The following is a 20,565-nucleotide window of genomic DNA, read 5'->3' as shown; positions in this document are numbered from 1 at the left end:
GTGTCGCAGATGAACCGCAGGCGGGCCCTTCAACTGCTGGCCGCGCTCGGCACGACCGGACTCGCCGCCGCCTGCGGCACGGACGACACCGAGACGCCGACCCCCGGCACGCCGATCAAGATCGGGCTGATCCGGCCGGAGAACGGCGACGGCAAGACCATCGGCATCGACATCGAGAACGGCTTCCAGCTCTTCCTGGCGATGAACGGGCAGCAGCTCGGCGGCCACCCGACGACGGTGGTGACCGTCGACGAGGGCGACAACGCCAAGAGCGGCCAGGCCGCCGTCGACAACCTGCTCGGCCAGAACGTGCTCGCCATGACCGGCGTGGTCAACTCGACAGTGATGTCCGGCATCCGGGACGCGGTGGAGAAGGCCCGGGTGCCGCTGATCGGGTCCAACGCCTCCCCGCCCAGCCTGCAGAGCGTCGTCTACATCTGGCGGACGTCGTACGTGCTGGACGAGCCGGGCCGGGCGCTCGGGTCGTACCTGCGGCGAACACTTCCCACCGGGAGCCGGCTCGCCATCGTCGCCCCCGAGGGCACCGCCAGCCAGGACGTGATCAACGGCTTCCGGGACGGCTTCGGCACCGACGACCCCCGGATCATCGGTGACCCCATCCTCACCACCGCCAACCCCACCCCCGGCGACGACGAGTTCGGCGCGCAGATCAGCGAGGCGCTCAGCCGCCAGCCCGAGGGGATCTTCTGCTTCTACTCCGGCACCGCCGGTGAGCAGTTCATCAGGCAACTGCGCCGCAGCCGCTGGTTCGGCGACATCTACGCGCCAGGCTTCCTGACCGAGGGCAACATCCTCGCCGACCTGCGGTCGACCCTGGTCAACGCGGACGAGAGCCTCAAGGCCGGCACCATCCAGACCGCGCTGAACTACTCGGCCGACCTGAACAACAACGCCAACCGGGTCTTCGCCTCGGCCTACCGGAAGACCTACAACGTCTCGCCCACCACATACGCGATGGCCTCGTACGACGCCGCGCAGGTGCTCGACAAGGCGATCCGGTTGGCCGGCGCGGAGCCGACCGCGCAGCAGGTCAACCTGGCGCTGGGCAAGATCGGTCAGATCGACAGCCCGCGCGGGCCGTGGCAGTTCAACCAGCCGCGTACCCCGCAGCAGAAGTGGTACCTGCGCAAGGTGCAGTTCGACGGCCGGTTGCTCTCCAACGTCCTGATCAACGAGATCGCCACCCTCGGCTGAGCCGGCCGGCCCCGGTCGGGCCGGCCGCTCGTGGTGCCGGCGTCGGTCAGGGGCGCAGCTCGGCGATGCAGCACTTGACGCTGCCGCCGCCCTTCTTCAGCTCGGCCAGGTCTACCGGGACCGGGGTGTAGCCGGCCGCCTTGAGCTTGCCGGCCAGCCGGGTCGCGTCGCTGTTGAGCACCACGTTCGCCCCGTCGCTGACCAGGTTCAGGCCGAAGGCCAGCGCGTCCTCGTCGTCGGCGAGCACCGCGTCGGGGAAGAGCTGGGTGAGCACCCGCTGGCTGGCCGCCGAGAACGCCCCCGGGAAGTACGCGACGTTGCCGTCGTCGATCGAGGCGAGCGCCACGTCCAGGTGGTAGAAACGCGGGTCGACCAGGCGCAGCGACACCACCGGCCGGCCCAGCGCCTCCTGCGCCTCGGCGTGCGCCGGCAGTTCGGTGCGGAACCCGTGGCCGGCGAGAACCAGCCCGCCGTGCGCCTCCGGCAGGTAGGCGAAGTCACCCTCACCCTCGTTGGTCTCGCTCGGCGCGATGAAGTGCCAGCCGTGCTTCTGGTAGAACTCCCGGTGCGCGGCGGCCTCGGCGGCCCGCTGCTCGTGCTTGAACTGCGCCCCGTAGACCGTCCCGTCCACCACGAACGCCCCGTTGGCGGCGAAGACCATGTCCGGCAGCCCCGGCTGCGGGGTGAGGACGTGCACGTCGTGACCGAGGTCCACCAGGGTGTGCCGCAGCCGGTCCCACTGTTCGACGGCCAGTGCCACGTCGACGCCGACGGTGAGGTCCATCCACGGGTTGATGGCGTACTCGACCGCGAAGTGCTCCGGGGCACACATGAGATATGTCCGCTTTCGCGGGACGCGCTGCTGGTTCACGGTCACCAAGGGTAGGTAGCGTAGAAGTTTGGTAACAGCCAGAACCATTGCTTCCCCGAGGCGGAACGTTGCAGATAGACGCGGTCGACCAGCGAATCATTGCGTTGCTCGTGGCGGACGCCCGTACCTCGTACGCCGACATCGGCACCCGGGTGTCACTCTCCGCTCCGGCGGTCAAGCGACGGGTCGACCGGCTCCGGGCCAGCGGGGTGATCCGGGGCTTCACCGCCGTGGTCGACCCGGCCGCCGTCGGCTGGACCACCGAGGCGTTCGTGGAGCTGTTCTGCGCCGGCCGGACCACCCCCACCCAGCTCGGGGTGGCCGCCCGCCGACACCCCGAGGTGGTCGGCGCGTACACCGTCTCCGGTGAGGCCGACGCGCTCGTGCACCTGCGGGCCGCCGACATCTCGCACCTGGAGGAGGCGCTCGAACGCCTGCGGGCGGAGCCGTTCGTCACCTCCACCCGGAGCACCATCGTGCTGTCCCGGCTGGTCGAGTCGCCGGGCGTCGGCCCGTCCACCCCCTGACACCCGGCCCGGCTGCGGCGCGCCGGTGTCCCTCGCGCAGGGCGGTGGATCAGAGGTACATGCCGGTGCGGTGCTCGCCGTCGCCCCGGCTCGGCTTGTCGCCCTCGCCGAAGAACCGCTTGCCGCCGAACTCGCCGTGCAACCGGTCGTCGAGCTCGTCGGCGAGGCCGGTCATCACCTGCACGGCCAGCATCAGGTGGGTGGCCTGGAAGTTGCGGCCGAAGACCGGGATGGACGCCCACACCGTGTCGTCGGCGCAGTACAACCGGCCGATCGGCATCCGGTTGGTCAGCTCGGAGAGCTTCACGTAGAGCCGCTCGGTCGGCTCGACCTCGGTCAGCACCGGCGAGAAGACGTCCACCAGCGGCGGATTGTCACGTACCCGGACGAAAACCATCGCCGACCCGGCCCGGATGTTGATGTCCCCGTCGGAGTCGATCTGAAGGTGCTCGGAGGTCGACTTGAGCATCGTCGACACCACCGTCCGGACCCGCTCGGGCAGGTCCAGCACCTCCTGCTCAGCGCTCTGGGCGCTCGCGGCGGCGGCCAGCGCCTCGTCCAGGTCGGCCTCGACGTCCCGGTCGGGGCCGAACTCGCCGCGCGCGGTGCCGAGCGCCTCGATCGGCAACGGCTCCCCCTCGGCGTCCTGGCTGAGGTAGACCAGGAAGGCCGGGTGCGGTGCGCCGTACACGTCACGCAGGGTGCGGGAGAGCAGCCCGGCCAGCTTGCTGGCGTCCCCGGTCGACCCGTCCAGGCCGAAGTGCTCGCCGGAGCCCGCCACCACGCCGGGCGGCGACCAGCCGAGGGCGATCATGTCGGCCACCGCCGCGCGGTCGAGCCGGAAGCCCTGCGGCAGGGTGGCGTTGCCCACCGCCCGCGCGGAGATCCGGCCCTGCTCACCCACGGTCACACTGATCGAGTAGACCGCGTCACCGGTGCCGGAGGCGGTCGGGTCGAGGGTCAGTTCGAGCTGCGCCCCGGCGGGCAGTTCACGCAGCCGCGCGGCCAGCGCCCGGGCGAACTCCCGCCACGCCTCGGTGACCTTGGCCCGCAGGTCAGCCGTGCTCGGCTCGTCCAGCAGGACCGACTCGTGGTGGTCGTGGTGCGCCGGCGAGGTGCCGGGCTGGTCACCGGTCGGCTTCGCGGGGTGGTCCGCCGTCATGATCGCCTCCGTCCGTCAAGGTCACCCTACCCAGGCGGGCCGGAGAACGAATCCACCGCGACCGCCATCGGACACCGTCGCCGACGATCGTGGCGGCGGGGGATCACGCCGTGACGGGATCACCGGTCGGGACGTTCGCCGCCCAGCTCCACCGGCCACTGCGCGGCCAGCCCGGTGAGCCGGGCCGCCGCCGCTGCCGGGTCCGCGCCGCGTCCGACCGCCACCCCCAGCAGGTACGCGGTGACCGGCGCACCCGGTCGTAGCACCTGGTGGGCGACGTCCCTGGCCAGGTCCAGCACGGTCGGCACCGACACCTCGGCCGGGTCGAGACCCAGCTCGGCGCAGGCCGCCGTCACCCAGTCGTCCAGCACGGTCATCGCATCCACTCCTCCGCCCGGCGTACGTCGGAGTCAGTGTCGCAGTCGAACCACGGTGGCGGGCCGGCAGCGGACCAGGCCAGCTCGCGTACCGTCAGCTCCCCCAGCAGGTCCCGCATCGACGCCCCGGCCAGCGCACCGGCCTGGGCTCGGCGGGCGGCGACCCGGTCCAGCGCGGCGCGTAGCGCCGGCACCCGCCACACCCCGCACAGCGGCTGGCGTCGCCCCCGGTCGTCGACGAGGCAGACACCGTCCGCCGCCGCCGGGCCGGATTCGGCGGCGAGCGCGGCGAGCAGCACCCCGACGGCCGGGCGGGTGAGCAACGGCAGGTCGGCGGCGAGCAGGGCGACGACCGCCGTACCGGGGCCGAGCAGGGCCAGCCCGGCGGACGCGGCGGCCACCGGACCCCCACCTGCCGGGTCCTCCCGGGTCACCAGCACGTCGGCCGGGAGCGCCCCACCCGGGCCGACCAGCACCCGGGGTACGGCGTCGGCGACGGCGGCGAGCACCAGGTCCCGCATCGGCCGGCCATGCACCGGCACCGCCGGTTTGTCCCGCCCGCCCATCCGGCGGGCTGCCCCACCGGCCAGCACCACCGCCGCGTACGCCGTCACCCGGCCACGGTAGCCGCCGGGCCCGACCCTCGTGCTCCGGTCGCGCGGCCTCCCGGTTCCGTCCCGTCCCCGGCTGCCGTGCCGACGCCGGCGGCCGAGGGCTGCCGGCGGCCGAGGGCTGCCGGCGGCCGAGGGCTGCCGGCGGCCGAGGGCTGCCGGCGGCCGAGGGCTGCCGGGCGGGCGCAGTGGACGCAGCCAGGGTGGTCAGCGTGCGGGGGGTCGGGCGGGCGGGGCAGGATGGCGGGATGGGACGGGCCACTGACCGGCGGAGCGTGCTCCGGATCGACCTCGACGCGGCGGACGACGCCCGGGTGGCGCTGCGCCGGCCGGACACGCTCGCCGTGGAGGAACCGCTGGAGATCCGGGTCGGCCCCGGCGGGCCGGGTCGACGCCGACCGCTGGCAGTGACCATGCGTACCCCCGGGGACGACCTCGACCTGGCCATCGGCTTCCTGCTGACCGAGGGGCTGATCCGCAGCGACGCCGACGTGCACACCGCCCAGCTCTGCTCCGGGGTGGAGACACCCAACACGTACAACGTGGTCGACGTGGTGCTCTCCCCCGGTGTGCCGACACCGGCGACGGACCCGGCGCGCAACTTCTACACCACCAGCTCCTGCGGGGTGTGCGGGAAGGCCAGCATCGACGCGATCCGTACCCGGTCCCGGTTCACCGTCGCCGACGACCCGCTCACCGTGCCGGCGAAACTGCTGGCGGAACTGCCCGACCGGCTGCGCGCGGCGCAGCGCGCCTTCGACCGTACCGGCGGCCTGCACGCGGCGGGCCTGTTCACCGCCGACGGGGAACTGGTGGTGCTGCGCGAGGACGTCGGCCGGCACAACGCGGTGGACAAGGTGGTCGGCTGGGCGGTCCGGCAGCGACGGCTGCCGCTCGCCGGGCACCTGCTGATGGTGTCCGGCCGGGCGAGCTTCGAGCTGACCCAGAAGGCGTGGATGGCCGGACTGCCGCTGCTGGCCGCGGTCTCCGCGCCGAGCACCCTCGCCGCCGACCTGGCCGACGAGGCGGGCCTGACCCTGGTCGGCTTCCTGCGTGGCCGGACCATGAACGTCTACACCGGCACCCACCGCGTCACCCCCTGACACCCTGACCCGCTCGCGGCCGGCCGACTCGTGGCGGGGTCGTCAGTCGGGCGGCGTGATCGTGGAGATTTCTTGTCGCCAGGGCCGCAACAACTCTCCACAATCCACCGGCAACCGTTGCCGACCCCGACAGCGGGAGAGGGATCAGCGGGAGGGCGGGCGGACCCAGGTGAGGAAGCGGTCGGTCACGTCGATCCGGCGACCGTTGTCGAGCTGCGTCAGGTGTTCGGCCGCCTCGGCCGACAACCCGGTGAGCAGGGCGAACAGTCCGGGCAGGTCGTCACCGTACCGCGCGAGGAGGGCGAGCTTCGCCTCCCCGCACGGCCACGGGTTCGCGTCGACCCGGCACAGCCAGATCGGCCGCAGCGGCGTGTGCCGGCCGGGTAGCGGTCCGGTCACCGCGCCCCCACCGGCCTGAGCCGCCGCCCCCGGCCACCCCGCTGGAGCGACGCCCCTGCCGGTCGGTCCGGCTGCGCGAGCCGGCGCGCGCCCGCCGGCATCAGGAACAGGGTCCGCCGCCGGACCGCGTCGCCTGCGGCATTCAGTTCGTACGCGTCGATCCACACCCAACCGTGGTACGTGTGCCAGTCGGCCAGCACCCGGATGACCCGGACCGTGATCGGCCGGATGAACTGCACACTGGCGGTACGCGACAGGTGCAGCACATCTCCCGACCTGACCCCCGGCGGAGTCACCGGGGCCCCTGGTTCCGGCCGTACGCCCAGCGGTGTGCCGGCACGACGTCGGTCATCCGTCCCGGCCCCCGGTACGGCGGCACGAACGGTCCGATTGGTCCGGGCACGATCGGGCGCGCTGGCGGCCCGGGATCGGGTACGGGTTGGGGGCGGGGTGCGGGCTTCGGGCTCCTGTCGGGCTTCGGCTTCTCCCTGGGCACGGCGTCTCCTTTGCGTTCGGTGTGTCCGTGTCGGTGTGTCCGTGTCGGGGTGGAGGAGGGGCCGGCCGCCCTTCCACGGACGGCCCCTCCGGCAGACGCCACCGCCAGCTCTCGACCACTACCGACAGCGCCGCCCTGGTGACACTCTGATGTGGAGGCCGCTAGGCTCGAAAGGTGCAGCGGGAGTCCGGGCCGAGCTGGATGAAGGGCCGCCGAGCGGGTGGCGGCATGAATAGTCGATCTTCAAATTGGGGTGCTGTGCATGGCTGACGTACCAGATCCGCTCGCCGACTTCGTCGTTGCCGAGATCCGCCGTGCCCGGGGCGCCGCCGGGATGACGCAGGAGGCGTTCGGGCGGGGTGCCGGCTTCAGCGCGTCGCACGTCAGTGCCATCGAGGGTGGCACCCGGGCGCTGACCCTGGATTTCATCAAGGGAGCTGATCGGGCGCTCAGCACCGGTGGGCTCTTCGAACGGCTGGTGAGCAAGCTCGGCACACCGTCGTGGTTCCTGCCGTGGCTCGACGCCGAACGCAACGCGACCCAACTCAGGTATTTCGAACCGAACCTGATTCCCGGCCTGCTACAAACCGAGGCCTACGCCCGCGCGGTTCTTCGAACCGTCGACAGCCTCACCGACGACGAGGTGGAACAACGGGTGTCGGCACGAATCGACCGGCAGAGAATTCTAACCGACGCGCATCCTCCGCAATTGGTGGCGGTGCTCGACGAGAGGGCGGTACGCCTCGCCGGAGAGGGCTTCGGTGTCGTCATGGGGGAGCAGATCGCGCAACTCATCGCCAGGGCAGAACTGCCACATGTTCATGTGCACGTCATCCCGGCAGTCACCGGGCTGCATGTCGGACTGTCCGGACCCTTCGCTCTGGCACGGTCCGTCGGTGGAGTGTGGGTCGGACACCTTGAGAACCAGCTTGGCGGCGTTGTGGTCGACAAGGATGATGAGTTGGCTACGCTCCAAGCGCGGTGGGAGAACGTTCGGAACGAGGCCCTCCCGCGTCGGCAGTCCATCGATCTGTTGAAGGAAGTTGGGAGCCAACATGGACCTCAGTAACGCCACGTGGCGGAAGTCCACCCGCAGCGGTGCGAGCGGTGGGAACTGTGTCGAGGTTGCCGACAACCTTCCCGGCGCGGTCGCCGTGCGGGACTCCAAGGACCCGGACGGGCCGGCCCTGACGTTCGCCCCCACCTCGTGGCGCACGTTCGTCGCCGGGCTGGCCGATCGCGCCTGACCGACCTGCCCGGTGACACATGCCTGCCCCGAGATCCGGGGGCAGGCATGTCGCGTCAGGGAACGACCCGGCAGATGCCGACCGTGTCCGCTCCAACACCATGCCACTGACAGCCGTATTCCTGTCAGGCATAGATATGACTGCCAGGAATATCTCTCTTCGAGACCACCTGGCCCCGACCCTCCTCACCGGCAGTGACCCTGTTGCCGGCCGGGCCATCGAGGCCGGCGGGCCGCCGAAATCAGCAGGCCGCCGAGATCAGCAGGCCGACGGGGCCGGCAGGGCCCCGCCCGAGTCAGCAGGGCCGCCAGTTCAGGGGCCGCTGGGTCAGCGGGGGCGGCGGGGCCGGCGACGGCGGCGGCGCAGCACCTCCGGCTCGGTCACGGCCGGCCACCCGTCCAGGTCGGACGGCGGAACACCACGCCGCAGCAGATCGTCGAGGAGCCGGGCGAGGGTGTAGTCGGGGCGGACGGCCAGCGCCCGCTCCAGGGCCACGGCGGCGAGCGCACCCTGGCCGGCCCGCCACGCGGCGAACGCGAGCAGGCAGGCGGGAGCGGGCACCAACTCCTCCTCGGCGCGGCGCAGCACCTCACCCCAGAAGGCGATGTCCTCCTCCCGGCCGTCGGTGCGTTCCCACGCGTGGTCGCGTACCGGCAGGTGGGTCAGGAGCAGGGTCAGCCAGGCCACCTCGTCGTCGGTGAGCCGGTCGCCGCGCCGGTGCCGGCGTTGCGCCTGACGTACCGCCGTGGTGCCGGCCCTGCGGATGGTCCGCTCGCCGAACTCGTCGGTGTCGGGGGCCTCCTCCAGCAGACCCAGCAGGCGACGTTCGGCCCGGTCGCCGGCTTGGCGCAGGGCACCCCGGTCGACGCCCCCGGCGGGAAGAACCTGGGCGGTGAGTGCCGCCCGGTCGGGGAGCGCAACCTGACCGGCGTAGACCGCCGCAGCGGCGACCTGGCTGGCGTCCGGGTCGTACGGGGTGCCGTCGGGTGGGCAGCAGTCAGGCGCTTCGCAGAGGTAGGACCAGTAGCGACGATCTGTCACCCGCAGCGCGTCGAGCACGGGCAGGCCGAGGTCGGCCAGCGCCGACCGGACGGCGTCCACCGCCGGGGTGACCCGTTCGGGCGGGCCGAACCCGATGACGGTGGTGGATTCGGCGTCCTGCCGACCGATCACGTCACCGAGATGTCGCGCCGGCAGGGCCGGATCGGTGCCCGGTCCGGGCAGGTCGGCACGGGCGGCGAAGACGATCCGCCGGCCCCGCATCGCCACCACCACCATGCTGTCGACGGGGTGGAAGCCGATCAGGTAGGGCACGGCGGTGATCAGGTCGGCGGGTGAGCGGACGGTGAGCCGGGGGCGGTCGGTCGCGTTCATGTCCGGCAGCGTGCGGTGGGCGGGCACCGCTCCGACAGGCCCTGTGGACGACACACGGGTTATCCACAGATACGGAGAGTATTTGTGCAGGTCGGTGCGATTCTGGAGGTTACGCGGCCCACCGGGGTCGGTCCGAGCGGCTACCTTGCGCTCATGAACCTGGCGTACCTGCGGGCGCACCCGGAGCACCTGCCCACCTTCCTGACCCACCAGCGCATCCGCGAGACCCCGGTGGCGGGCGGGGACAGCTGCGTGGCCTCCCGGTTGACCCTGGACGACGGCCACTCGGTCTTCACCAAGACCTGGCCGGAGCGGACCGGTCGCCAGGTACCGACGGGCTTCTTCGACACCGAGGCCGCCGGGCTGCGCTGGCTGCGGGAGGCCGGCGCGGTGGCCGTACCGGAGGTGGTGGTGGCGCTGCCGGAGCTGCTGGCGCTCGACTGGGTCGACCCCGGCGAGCCGACGCCCGACGCGGCCGAACGGTTCGGCCGGGAACTGGCCGGCACCCACCGGGCCGGGGCCGACCGGTTCGGGGCGACGTGGCCCGGGTTCATCGGCACCCTCGCGCAGGACAACACCCCCGACGACGGGCCGTGGCCGGACTGGTTCGCCCGGCGACGGCTCCTGCCGTACCTGCGGATGTCGGTCGACGGCGGTGCCCTCGACGGCCCGGACGCCGCGCTTGTCGAAGACGTGGTGGCGCGGATCGGCGAGTTCGGCGGCGACGAACCGCCGGCCCGGCTGCACGGCGACCTGTGGCCGGGCAACCTGCTCTGGGGTGCCGACGAGCGGGTGTGGCTGGTCGACCCGGCGGCGCACGGTGGACACCGGGAGACCGACCTGGCCCAGCTGGCGCTCTTCGGTGGGCCGCCGCACCACGACCGGATCATGGCCGGCTACCGGGAGGCGTGGCCGCTCGCCGACGGATGGCGGGAACGGGTGCCCCTGCACCAGCTGCACCTGCTGCTCGTGCACACCGCCCTGTTCGGCGGGGCGTACCGCGATGCGGTTGTCGGTGCCGCCCGAGCGGCGCTGCGGGGCGTCGGCCGCGCTACGGTCGACGGGTGACCGCCGCCCCGACGACCGCCGGCGTCCTCGTCGACCGGTACGGCCGGATCGCCCGGGACCTGCGCGTGTCGCTGACCGACAAGTGCAACCTGCGCTGCACCTACTGCATGCCTGCCGAAGGGTTGCCCTGGCTGGCCGGCCCGCAGCTGCTCACCGACGCGGAGATCGTCCGACTGGTCCGGGTCGCGGTGCAGCGGCTCGGGGTGACCGAGGTGCGGTTCACCGGGGGCGAGCCGCTGATCCGGCCGGGGCTGGTCGGCATCGTCGCCGCCGTGGCGGCGCTCACCCCCCGGCCCCGGATCTCGTTGACCACCAACGGTCTCGGCCTGGACCGGCTCGCCCCGGCGCTGCGCGACGCCGGGCTGGACCGGGTGAACGTGTCGCTGGACACCCTGGACGCGGCCCGGTTCGCCGCGCTGACCCGGCGGGACCGGCTGCCCGACGTGCTCGCCGGGCTGGCCGGGGCCGCCGCCGCCGGGCTCGCCCCGGTGAAGGTCAACGCGGTGCTGATGCGCGGGGTCAACGAGGACGAGGCGCCGGCGTTGCTGCGGTTCGCCCTCGACCACGGCTACGAGCTGCGGTTCATCGAGCAGATGCCGTTGGACGCCCAGCACGGCTGGGACCGGGCCACGATGGTCACCGCCGACGAGATCCTCACGTCGCTGGCCGCCGGGTTCCCGCTCACCCCCGACCCGGCGCACCGGGGTGCCGCCCCGGCCGAAACCTGGCTGGTGAACGGCGGGCCGGCCCGGGTCGGCGTGATCGGCTCGGTGACCCGGCCGTTCTGCGGCGACTGCGACCGGACCCGGCTCACCGCCGACGGCCAGATCCGCAACTGCCTGTTCGCCACGGAGGAGTCCGACCTGCGTGGCGCGCTGCGGGCCGGCGCGGACGACGCCGACATCGCCCGCCGCTGGCAGGCCGCCACGGTGGTCAAACGGGCCGGCCACGGCATCGACGACCCGACGTTCCTGCAACCCGTCCGACCCATGTCGGCGATCGGAGGCTGAGGGTGGACCTCACCGTCCGGTACTTCGCCGGCGCGCGGGCCGCCGCCGGCCGCAGCGAGGAGACCGCATCCGCCGGCCGCCCGCTGGACGAACTCCTCGGCGAACTCGCCCAGCGGCACGGCCCCCGGCTGGCCGCGGTGCTCCAGGTGGCGAGTTTCCTGGTCGACGGGGTGGCCTGCCACGACCGTCAGACACCGTTGCCGGCCGGGACCACGATCGACGTGCTGCCCCCCTTCGCGGGCGGCTGAGGAAGGGCTGCCGTGTTGGCGATTCTGGGGTTCGTGGGCACGCTCGCCCTGATCACCGGCCTGATCCACTTCTACCTGTGGAAGCGGCTGGTCAAGGACACCACCGGGCCCGGCCGGTGGCGGCGGGTCGGCACGGTCGTCGCGCTCCTGCTGGCAGTGCTCGTCCCGGCGACCATGGCCGGCACCCAGATCGCCGGGGCGTTCTGGCTGGCCTGGCCCGGTTACCTCTGGCTCGCGGTGATGTTCTACCTGCTGATCGTGCTGGTGGTGCTGGAAGTGCCGATGGCGGTGGCCCGGCTGGTCCTGCGCCGCCGCAGCGCCGCCGCCGAGGCGACCACGGCCGCACCGGAACCGGCGCTGGTGGGTGCGGCCGGCGGCGTCGACCCGCCGGCCGCCGAGGCGGTGGACCACCCCGACCACGACGAGTCACGACGGTTGCTGCTCGCCCGGGGGGCCGCCATCTTCGCCGGGCTCACCGCCGCCGGCATCACCGGGTACGGGGTCCGCACCGCACTCGGCCCGCCGCAACTCGACCGGGTACGCATCCCGCTGGCGAAGCTCCCCCGCAGCATGGACGGGCTGCGCATCGCCACCGTGTCGGACATCCACCTCGGTCCGTTGCGCGGCCGGGTACACACCGAGCGGATCGTCGCGATGATCAACCGACTGGACGCCGACCTGGTGGCGGTCGTCGGTGACCTGGTCGACGGGTCGGTCGCCGAGCTGGGCGAGGCCGCCGAGCCGCTGCGTGACCTGCGTTCCCGCTACGGCAGCTTCTTCGTCACCGGCAACCACGAGTACTACTCCGGGGTCGAGGAGTGGGTGGCCGAGGTCGACCGGCTCGGCCTGCGGGTGCTCCAGAACGAGCGGCAGGAGATCCGGGCCCGGGGCGGGGTGCTCGACCTGGCCGGGATCAACGACGTCACCGCCGACGGTACCGGCGTCGCCGGCCCCGCCGACTTCACCGCCGCGCTCGGCGGCCGGGACGTCGACCGCCCGGTGGTGCTGCTCGCCCACCAGCCGATCGCCGTGCACGAGGCGGCGAAGTTCGGCGTCGACCTGCAACTGTCCGGGCACACCCACGGCGGGCAGCTCGCCCCGTTCAACCTGGCCGTCAAGCTCCAACAGCCGGTGGTCTCCGGCCTCGGCGAGGTCGACGGCACCAAGGTCTACGTCACCAACGGGGCCGGTTTCTGGGGTCCCCCGGTCCGCGTCGGCGCACCGCCACAGGTGACCCTGGTCGAGCTGCGCGCCCCGTGACCTGCCTGGTTGGTCGGTCAGCCCGGCTCATACCTCGTCCGGGCGGTGGAGTCCAGCACCGGATTGCTCTCCTCACGCGTACGCGTGGCGGCAGGCGGGTAGTGGACCAGCCGTGACAGGATGCGGCGTGCCTCCGTTCAACGCCGCTCCCCCTGGTGGCGTCCCGCCGTTCGTCGCGGACCTGCACATCCACTCGAAGTACTCCCGCGCGTGCAGCCGCGATCTCACCCTGCCCAACCTCGGTTGGTGGGCCCGACGCAAGGGCATCGGGGTGCTCGGCACCGGGGACTTCACCCATCCCGCCTGGTACGACCACCTGCGGGAGACCCTGCAACCGGCCGAGCCCGGCCTGTACCGGCTCGGCCCGGAGGCCGAGGCGGACATCGCCAGGCGGTTGCCGCCCCGGCTGGCCGACGCGGCGGAGGCCGACCCGGTCCGGTTCATGCTGAGCGTGGAGATCTCCACCATCTACAAGCGGGACGACCGGACCCGCAAGGTGCACCACCTGATCTACCTGCCCGACCTGGACGCGGTGGCCCGGTTCAACACCGCGTTGGGCCGGATCGGCAACCTCGGCTCGGACGGCCGGCCGATCCTCGGTCTGGACTCCCGGGACCTGCTGGAGATCACCCTGGAGGCCAGTGAAGACGGCTACCTGGTGCCGGCGCACATCTGGACACCGTGGTTCTCCGCGCTCGGCTCCAAGTCCGGCTTCGACGCGATCGCCGACTGCTACGCCGACCTGGCCGAGCACGTCTTCGCGGTGGAGACCGGGCTCTCCTCCGACCCGGCGATGAACTGGCGGGTCGGCAGCCTGGACCGCTACCGGCTGGTCTCCAACTCCGACGCGCACTCCCCACCGGCCCTGGCCCGGGAGGCCACCGTCTTCTCGTCGGCCCGCGACTACTTCGCCATCCGCGACGCCCTGCGGACCGGTGACGGGCTGGCCGGGACGATCGAGTTCTTCCCCGAGGAGGGCAAGTACCACGCCGACGGGCACCGGCTCTGCGGCGTCAACTGGTCGCCGGAGCGCACCCGGGCGGCCGGTGGGCGCTGCCCGGAGTGCGGAAAGCCGCTGACCGTGGGGGTGCTCAGCCGGGTCGAGGAGCTCGCCGACCGGCCCGACGGGCACCGCCCGGAGCACGCCCGCGAGGTGACCCACCTGGTGCCGCTGGCCGAGATCCTCGGCGAGATCAACAAGGTGGGCCCCCGGTCCAAGAAGGTCGAGGGGAAACTCAACGAGCTGGTCGCCGCGCTCGGCCCGGAGCTGGAGATCCTCACCCGTACCCCGGTCGACGAGATCGGCCGGGTCGGTGGGGAGCTGCTCGCCGAGGGCATCGGCCGGCTGCGTCGGGGTGACGTGCGCCGGGTGCCCGGCTACGACGGCGAGTACGGCGTGATCACCCTCTTCGACCCGGCCGAGCTGGGCGGGTCGGGTGGATCGGGGCAGGAGACGCTGTTCGACGTACCGGTGCCGGCGCAGCGCAGGCCGACGGAGCCGGCGGCGAAACCGAAGGCCAAGCGGCCGACGGCGGCCAAGGCCGAGCCGAAGCCGAAGCCCGCGCCGACCCCGCCGCCGCCACCGATCGCCCCGACTCCGTCGCCGCACGAGCCGTTCGAGCCGATGCTCGCCGGGATGGAGGAGGTCGGCACCGGCCTGCTGGACCGGTTGGACGCGATGCAGCGGGTGGCCGCCTCCGCGCCCGGCGGCCCGCTGCTGATCGTGGCCGGGCCGGGCACCGGCAAGACCCGCACGCTGACCCACCGGATCGCCTACCTCTGCGCGGAGCTGAACGTCTTCCCCGAGCAGTGCCTGGCGATCACGTTCACCCGGCGGGCCGCCGAGGAGCTGCGGCACCGGCTCGACGGGCTGCTCGGCCCGGTCGCCGAGGACGTCACCGTCGGCACCTTCCACTCCCTCGGGTTGACGATCCTGCGGGAGAACGCCGCCGCTGCCGGCCTGCCGGAGGGTTTCCGGATCGCCGACGACGCCGAGCGGTCGGCCGCCCGGACGGAGGCCGGCGACGACCCGGCCCGCTACACCGCGCTGCTGCGCAAGCAGGACCTGGTCGACCTGGACGAGCTGCTGACCCTGCCGGTCGGGCTGCTCAAGGGCGACAAGAAGCTGGTCCGGGACTACCGGGAACGCTGGCGGTGGATCTTCGTCGACGAGTACCAGGACGTCGACGCCGTTCAGTACGACCTGCTGCGGCTGCTCAGCCCCGCCGACGGCAACCTCTGCGCGATCGGCGACCCGGACCAGGCGATCTACTCGTTCCGGGGCGCCGACGTCGGCTACTTCCTGCGTTTCTCCGAGGACTTCACCGACGCCCGGCTGGTCCGGCTCAACCGCAACTACCGCTCATCCGCGCCGATCCTCGCCGCCGCCGTCCAGGCCATCGCGCCGTCGTCGCTGGTCCGGGGCCGCCGGCTCGACCCGGCCCGGCTCGACCCGGAGGCCCCGCTGGTCGGCCGCTACCCGGCGGCGTCCGTCGCCGACGAGGCCGACTTCGTGGTACGCACCGTCGACGACCTGGTCGGCGGCCTCTCCCACCGGTCGTTGGACTCCGGACGCATCGACGGCCGGTCCACCAGCCTGTCCTTCTCCGACATCGCGGTGCTCTACCGTACCGACGCGCAGGCCGCCCCGATCGTGGACGCCCTGGCCAGGGCCAACATCCCGGTGCAGAAGCGGTCGCACGACCGGCTGCGGGACCGGCCCGGCGTGCTGGCGATCGCCCGGGAACTGCGGCACGCCGACGGCTCCACCGGCGGGCTGCCCGCCCGGGTCCGGGCCGCCGGTCAGGTGCTCGCCGAACGGTTCGCCGCCCCCACCCTGGACGCCGCCGGCACCGTCCGACCCGAGGACGTGCGGACCGCCGTCGACCTGCTCACCCCGCTGGCCCGCCGCTGCGGCGACGACCTGGAACTCTTCCTCTCCCAGCTCGCCACCGGGGCCGAGGTGGACGCGTTGGACCCGCGCGCCGAGGCGGTCACCCTGCTCACCCTGCACGCCGCGAAGGGGCTGGAGTTCCCGGTGGTCTTCCTGGTTGGCGTGGAGGACGCTCTGCTGCCGCTGCGCTGGCCCGGCTCGACACCCGACGACGACGCGATCGCCGAGGAGCGGCGGCTGTTCTTCGTCGGGTTGACCCGCGCGCAGGACCGGCTCTACGTCAGCCACGCCGCCCGCCGGGTGCGCCACGGCACCGAACGCGACTGCCGACCGTCGACTTTCCTGGACGTCGTCGACCCGGGACTGTTCGAACGGTTCGGTGAGGCCGAGCCCCGCCGCCCCAAGGACCGTCAGCTCCGCCTGATCTGACGGCCCGTCGACCGACCTACAGGGCGAGGTAGCGGTATCCGCCCGCGCTGATGTCGCTCGGTGCGCGATGTTGCTGCCCACCCGTCCGGGGGCGCGGGTCAGGCGAGGACGGCGGCGAGCCAGGCACCCGCGAGCAGGGCCGGGCCGAACGGCAGGGCGGTGTCCCGGCGTACCCGGCCGGCGGCCAGCAGCGCCAACGCCAGCACCCCGTTGAGCAGGTGCGGCAGCAGCAGGCCGAGCCAGAGGGTGGGCCAGCCCAGCCAACCCAACGGCAGGCCGAGCACCGCCGCCAGTTTCACGTCACCGAAGCCGAGTCGGGACCGGGGCAGCAACGCCAGCACCACGTACAGCAGGAAGGAGAGTGCGGCACCGACCAGCGCGAGCGCCAGGCGGCCGGGAGTGCCGGCGGCGACGGCGGCCACGGTCAGTGCGGTGCCGCCGCCGAGCGCCGCCGCACCCACCAGCGGGTCAGGCAGGCGGAGGCTGGTCAGATCCACCACCGCCAGCACCAGTCCCACGGACGCCACCAGCAGGAACGCCGGCAGTGCCGGCTCCGGACCACGCGCGGCGGCCAGCCCGCCGCAGACCACCGCCCCCACCACCGGGAGCTTCCCGTGCCCGACCGACACCGCACCCCGGCCCGGGGCGGGCGGGACGGCACGGGCGACACCGGGTGCGGCGAGGCCGGCCAGGGCACCGAGGGCCGCCGCTGCCGCCACCAACCCGACGGTGGGCAGCAGTGCGGCGGGCAACACGCTCGTGGTCAGCGGGCCGAGGGGCACGGCCGTCGACGTTACCGGCGGGACGGCACCGGGACAGCCCCGCCGACGGCCGGCCGGCGGGGCCGCTCGGTGGTCACCACCAGCGCCACACCTGCCACGATCACCGCACCGCCGAGCAGCACCTGGCCGGTCACCGGCTCGGCGACCAGCAGCGCGCCGAGCGCCACCGCCACCACCGGATTGACGTAGGCGTAGGTCGCGGCCAGCGAGATGGGGGCGTTCGCCAGCAACCAGACGTACGCGGTGAAGGCCACCAGCGACCCGGCCACCAGCAGGTACGCCAACGCGAGCCAGGACCGGACGGTCACCTGGGCCGGCGAGAACCCGCGCAGCTCACCCCGGGCCAGCGACAGCACGGACAGGGCCACCGCCCCGGCGACCATCTCGTAGACGGTGGCGACGAACGGATCGGCGGGCATCCGCAGCCGGTTGGACAGGAACGACCCCACCGACCAGCAGACCGCCCCCGCGACCACGGTCAACGCCCCGACCAGCGGCACCGCACCGGACCCGCCCCGGGGGAGCACCAGCAGCAGCAGGCCGAGGAAGCCCAGCGTCACCCCGGCGAACGTCCACCCCGGCGGGCGGTCCCCGGTGACCGTCCGCAGCAGCACCACCAGCAGTGGAACGGTGGCCACCAGCAGCGCGGCGATCCCCGACGGCACCGCCACCCCGGACGGACCGGACTCGGCGAGCACCACCAGGCCGTTGCCCCCGGCCAGGAGCAGCACCCCCACCAGCGCGGCGGAACCGAGCTGCCGGCGGTCGACCCGCAGCGCACCCCTGCCCCGGCGCAGCCGCAGCACGACCGCCAGCACCAGCGCGGCACCACCGAACCGGGCGGCGGCCGACCCGAGCGGCGGCATCGACTCCACCACGACCCGGATACCGAGGTACGTGGAACCCCACAGCACGTAGACGAGAATCAGTGCCGTCCAGATCAGGGCTGGTCGGACGGGTGTCGCGGCCGAGGGAGATGAGGTCATCGCAGGACCACGCTACGGTGACCACGTCGGTGGCGTCTTCCGGATAACCGGCATCTCGGCACGCGGGAGGACGGGCATGGCGAACTACGGACCACCGGGGGGTTCCCCGGACCCGTGGGGTGGGCGACGCTCGTACGACCCGTCGTACCGGCAGCCGGAGCCGTACGGGTCGGTGGACCCCTACGCGGTCAGCGGGCCGGCGGCGTACCCGGACGCGCCGACGCCGGGGCGCGGCCGTGGCCCGCTGGTCGCGGTGCTGGTCGTGCTCGCGGTGCTGGTCGTCGGCGGTGGCGTCCTGTGGTACCTGCTGGGCGACGACGACGGACCGACGTCCACGACCGAAGCCGTCCTGCCGACGACGCCTGTCGAGCCGGACGGCGCGACCTCCGGTCCGGCAGCCACCACGCCCGCCCCCGCCTCGTCGGCCGACCCCCGGTTCGTCAAGGCGGGCCAGTGCGTCCGCAACGAGGGCCCGGCCGGTGGCAAGCCCAAGCTGCTGATCGCCCCGTGCGCTCCGAAGACGTACGAGGTGCTCCGCCGTTTCGACGGGGCGACCAGTGGTGAAAGGGACGCCGAGGCGAAGTGCGGCGTGGTGGAGGGCTACACCAACTGGTACTTCTTCGACAGCGAGCTGGACACCCTCGACTTCGTCCTCTGCCTGAAGCAGCGCTGAGCCCACCCCTGGGGAGAGAGATTGTCAACCTTCGGCCCACCCGACTCCGGCCGTCCCGACAAGGAACACCGGCCCACGGCCTCCGAGTCCGAGCCACCCACCGAACCCTTCGGCTCCGAACCACCCACCGCCCCGATCTCCCCGGAACCCGCGACGGAACCCCTCGCCCGGTCCGAGCCCGAGCCACCCACCACGCCCCTCGGGCAGTCCGGGTCCGTGCCCGCGACCGGGGGAGTCCCGGCCGACGACCAGCCGACCGCGCCGCTGTCCGCCGGGCAGGTCCCGACCGGTCCGGACGACGAGCCGACCGCCGTGTCGGCCAGCTCGGCGACCGAACCGGACACCGCCCCGGTCGAGGCGGCGACCGAGCCGATCCGGGCACAGGAAACGGAACCGCCGACCGTGTCCGTGTCGCGGGAGGCGGACGAGCCGGCCACGGCACCCGTGCCGGCGGTGGAGGAACCCCCGACCGCCCCCATGGCCGCGTCACCGCCGGAACCACCGACCGCGCCGATCTCGGCCCCGCCGGAACCACCGACGGCCCCCCTCTCTGCCGCTACGCCGGAACCGGCAACCGCACCGATGTCGGCGGCCCCGCCGGAGCCGCCGACCGCGCCGATCTGGGCCGGTACGGACGACGCGCCGACCACGGTGCTGCGCAACGAGCCGCCGACGGCCCCCGTGACCGGCGATGCGGCGACCACTCCGATCGCCACGTCACCGGAACCGCCGACCACCCGACTGCCGGTGTCGGGGGCCGGTCAGGCGACCCCGCCTCCACCTGCCGGCGGCTACTCCCCGACCACGCAGCTGCCGGCGGCGACCGGCGGGTACTCCCCGACGACGCAGATGCCGGCAGCGGAGGCCCCCCAGCCACCGTCCACGGCCGGGGCGGGCTACCCACCACCACCCACGTCGGGAGCCGGCTACCCGCCGCCGCCCACCTCGGGCGCCGGGTACCCACCGCCGCCCACCTCGGGAGCGGGCTACCCGCCGCCGGACACCTATCTGCCGCCGACCGGGCAGCCGGCGGCGTCCTCGGGGGCCGGTTACCCGCCGCCGGGGCCGTTCCCGCCCGCCGGGCCGACGGCCGCACCGGCGGCGGGCGCGTTCAACGCACCCGCGTCGCCCCCACCGGTCGGCTATCCCGGCCAGGCCGCGCCGCCACCACCGTCGCCCGGGTTCCCCGGGGCATCCGCGCCCACGTCCGGCTACCCGGGCCAGCCGGCACCCCCGCCGTCCTCCGGGTTCCCCGGGGCGGCCGCGCCCACGTCCGGGTATCCCGGTCAGGCCGCGCCCGGCTTCCCGGGACAGCAGCCGCCGGCCTTCCCGGGGCAGGCCGGGTATCCGGCCCCGCCACCGGCGAAGGGACGGGGCGGCCGGATCGCGCTGATCATCGGGCTGGTGGTGGTCCTGCTGCTCTGCGCGTGCGTCGGGATGGGCGCCTGGGTGTTCCTGGCGTCGGATGAGGGCGACGATCCGGCGACCCCGACGAGCAGCTCCGCCACCCCCACCGCGAACGGTCCGACGGGGAGCACCCCGACGGACGCTGCGGAGCCGACCGGGGAACCGACGACCGAGCCGACCCCCACCCCGACCAGGACCGCACAGATCGCCCGGGGCGACTGCGTGGTCAACGACGGTACGGCCAGCGACGCCGAACTGCGCAAGGTGCCGTGCGGCCCGAACACGTACGAGGTGCTGTTGCGGATTCCGGCGTCCACGAACGGGGAGCGGTGCCGGACGTTGGCACCGGAGTCGAACGCCAACTACGTGCACGACAACTCGGTGGACCTCTTCGACTACGTGCTTTGCCTGCGCAAGCGGAGCTGAA

21 protein-coding genes are annotated in these 20,565 nt (G+C 73.4%); 12 read left to right on the top strand and 9 right to left on the bottom strand.

All coding sequences use genetic code 11. From position 1 onward, the window contains the following. On the top strand, window positions 1–1,215 hold the full coding sequence (locus ACWCHM_RS28950; protein WP_281901726.1) for an ABC transporter substrate-binding protein: 1,215 nt from the start codon (window positions 1–3) through the stop codon (window positions 1,213–1,215). A gap of 46 nt (window positions 1,216–1,261) precedes the next feature. Here ACWCHM_RS28950 and ddaH read toward each other — a convergent pair whose 3' ends face one another. Beyond that, window positions 1,262–2,095 (bottom strand): dimethylargininase, encoded by an 834-nt coding sequence (gene ddaH, locus ACWCHM_RS28945; protein WP_421489780.1) that lies wholly within the window; start codon window positions 2,093–2,095, stop codon window positions 1,262–1,264. A gap of 59 nt (window positions 2,096–2,154) precedes the next feature. Here ddaH and ACWCHM_RS28940 point away from each other — a divergent pair, with 59 nt between their 5' ends. Further along, on the top strand, window positions 2,155–2,613 hold the full coding sequence (locus ACWCHM_RS28940) for an Lrp/AsnC family transcriptional regulator (protein WP_204958316.1): 459 nt from the start codon (window positions 2,155–2,157) through the stop codon (window positions 2,611–2,613). 49 nt (window positions 2,614–2,662) lie between these two features. Here the strand turns inward: ACWCHM_RS28940 and ACWCHM_RS28935 are convergent, their stop codons facing one another. The 3 genes from ACWCHM_RS28935 to mobA form a co-directional block, all read right to left on the bottom strand. After that, the gene (locus ACWCHM_RS28935; RefSeq protein WP_204958317.1) at window positions 2,663–3,775 is read right to left on the bottom strand and encodes a T3SS (YopN, CesT) and YbjN peptide-binding chaperone 1; all 1,113 of its coding nucleotides are present in this window, start codon (window positions 3,773–3,775) and stop codon (window positions 2,663–2,665) included. 119 nt (window positions 3,776–3,894) lie between these two features. Beyond that, window positions 3,895–4,152 carry a DUF6457 domain-containing protein gene (locus ACWCHM_RS28930; RefSeq protein ID WP_204958318.1) on the bottom strand — a complete coding sequence of 86 codons (258 nt, stop codon included), beginning with the start codon at window positions 4,150–4,152 and terminating at the stop codon, window positions 3,895–3,897. Then, window positions 4,149–4,766, bottom strand: a complete 618-nt coding sequence (gene mobA, locus ACWCHM_RS28925; RefSeq protein ID WP_454220571.1) for a molybdenum cofactor guanylyltransferase — start codon at window positions 4,764–4,766, stop codon at window positions 4,149–4,151. The genes ACWCHM_RS28930 and mobA overlap by 4 nt, the downstream gene beginning before the upstream one ends. A 245-nt stretch (window positions 4,767–5,011) precedes the next feature. Here mobA and fdhD point away from each other — a divergent pair, with 245 nt between their 5' ends. Then, on the top strand, window positions 5,012–5,866 hold the full coding sequence (gene fdhD / locus ACWCHM_RS28920; protein WP_204958319.1) for a formate dehydrogenase accessory sulfurtransferase FdhD: 855 nt from the start codon (window positions 5,012–5,014) through the stop codon (window positions 5,864–5,866). Window positions 5,867–6,010: 144 nt separating this feature from the next. Here fdhD and ACWCHM_RS28915 read toward each other — a convergent pair whose 3' ends face one another. After that, entirely contained in the window at window positions 6,011–6,265 is a 255-nt protein-coding gene (locus ACWCHM_RS28915) for a hypothetical protein (RefSeq protein ID WP_454220569.1), read from the bottom strand. Continuing rightward, a complete protein-coding gene (locus ACWCHM_RS28910) occupies window positions 6,262–6,531 on the bottom strand; it encodes a hypothetical protein (RefSeq protein WP_454220568.1) in 270 nt (89 codons plus the stop codon). The genes ACWCHM_RS28915 and ACWCHM_RS28910 overlap by 4 nt, the downstream gene beginning before the upstream one ends. Window positions 6,532–7,023: 492 nt before the next feature. On the opposite strand from ACWCHM_RS28910, the gene ACWCHM_RS28905 reads away from it, so the two are divergent. Continuing rightward, window positions 7,024–7,830 (top strand): helix-turn-helix domain-containing protein, encoded by an 807-nt coding sequence (locus tag ACWCHM_RS28905; protein WP_454220567.1) that lies wholly within the window; start codon window positions 7,024–7,026, stop codon window positions 7,828–7,830. After that, the gene (locus tag ACWCHM_RS28900) at window positions 7,817–8,008 is read left to right on the top strand and encodes a DUF397 domain-containing protein (RefSeq protein WP_454220565.1); all 192 of its coding nucleotides are present in this window, start codon (window positions 7,817–7,819) and stop codon (window positions 8,006–8,008) included. The genes ACWCHM_RS28905 and ACWCHM_RS28900 overlap by 14 nt, the downstream gene beginning before the upstream one ends. A gap of 327 nt (window positions 8,009–8,335) precedes the next feature. Here the strand turns inward: ACWCHM_RS28900 and ACWCHM_RS28895 are convergent, their stop codons facing one another. Continuing rightward, window positions 8,336–9,382, bottom strand: coding sequence for a DUF4192 domain-containing protein (locus ACWCHM_RS28895; protein WP_281901685.1), 1,047 nt, complete (start codon window positions 9,380–9,382; stop codon window positions 8,336–8,338). Between the two features lie 153 nt (window positions 9,383–9,535). Between ACWCHM_RS28895 and ACWCHM_RS28890 the strand changes: the two genes are divergently transcribed. From ACWCHM_RS28890 to ACWCHM_RS28870, 5 genes are all read left to right on the top strand, one after another. Next, entirely contained in the window at window positions 9,536–10,450 is a 915-nt protein-coding gene (locus ACWCHM_RS28890; RefSeq protein ID WP_281901682.1) for a fructosamine kinase family protein, read from the top strand. After that, window positions 10,447–11,460: a GTP 3',8-cyclase MoaA gene (gene moaA, locus ACWCHM_RS28885; protein WP_204958326.1), complete on the top strand. Its 1,014-nt coding sequence runs from the start codon at window positions 10,447–10,449 to the stop codon at window positions 11,458–11,460. Before ACWCHM_RS28890 ends, moaA begins: the two co-directional genes overlap by 4 nt. Window positions 11,461–11,462: 2 nt before the next feature. Next, window positions 11,463–11,708: a MoaD/ThiS family protein gene (locus ACWCHM_RS28880; protein WP_204958327.1), complete on the top strand. Its 246-nt coding sequence runs from the start codon at window positions 11,463–11,465 to the stop codon at window positions 11,706–11,708. Window positions 11,709–11,720: 12 nt separating this feature from the next. Further along, window positions 11,721–12,968, top strand: a complete 1,248-nt coding sequence (locus ACWCHM_RS28875; protein ID WP_204958328.1) for a metallophosphoesterase — start codon at window positions 11,721–11,723, stop codon at window positions 12,966–12,968. Between the two features lie 127 nt (window positions 12,969–13,095). Then, window positions 13,096–16,290 (top strand): UvrD-helicase domain-containing protein, encoded by a 3,195-nt coding sequence (locus tag ACWCHM_RS28870; RefSeq protein WP_454220563.1) that lies wholly within the window; start codon window positions 13,096–13,098, stop codon window positions 16,288–16,290. 98 nt (window positions 16,291–16,388) lie between these two features. Here ACWCHM_RS28870 and ACWCHM_RS28865 read toward each other — a convergent pair whose 3' ends face one another. Together ACWCHM_RS28865 and ACWCHM_RS28860 are read right to left on the bottom strand one after the other, a co-directional pair. Next, complete coding sequence (locus ACWCHM_RS28865) at window positions 16,389–17,072, bottom strand: prepilin peptidase (protein WP_454220562.1); 684 nt, start codon at window positions 17,070–17,072, stop codon at window positions 16,389–16,391. 11 nt (window positions 17,073–17,083) lie between these two features. After that, entirely contained in the window at window positions 17,084–18,058 is a 975-nt protein-coding gene (locus ACWCHM_RS28860; RefSeq protein WP_454220561.1) for an EamA family transporter, read from the bottom strand. Window positions 18,059–18,134: 76 nt separating this feature from the next. Here ACWCHM_RS28860 and ACWCHM_RS28855 point away from each other — a divergent pair, with 76 nt between their 5' ends. Together ACWCHM_RS28855 and ACWCHM_RS28850 are read left to right on the top strand one after the other, a co-directional pair. After that, a complete protein-coding gene (locus ACWCHM_RS28855; protein ID WP_239485262.1) occupies window positions 18,135–18,731 on the top strand; it encodes an LppU/SCO3897 family protein in 597 nt (198 codons plus the stop codon). 21 nt (window positions 18,732–18,752) lie between these two features. Next, the gene (locus ACWCHM_RS28850) at window positions 18,753–20,564 is read left to right on the top strand and encodes an LppU/SCO3897 family protein (RefSeq protein ID WP_454220560.1); all 1,812 of its coding nucleotides are present in this window, start codon (window positions 18,753–18,755) and stop codon (window positions 20,562–20,564) included. Window position 20,565 lies beyond the last annotated feature (1 nt).

This window comes from Micromonospora sp. SCSIO 07396 (genome assembly GCF_053667945.1).
The sequence above is the reverse complement of the archived record's forward strand: the minus strand, read 5'-3'. Positions and strand labels throughout refer to the sequence as shown.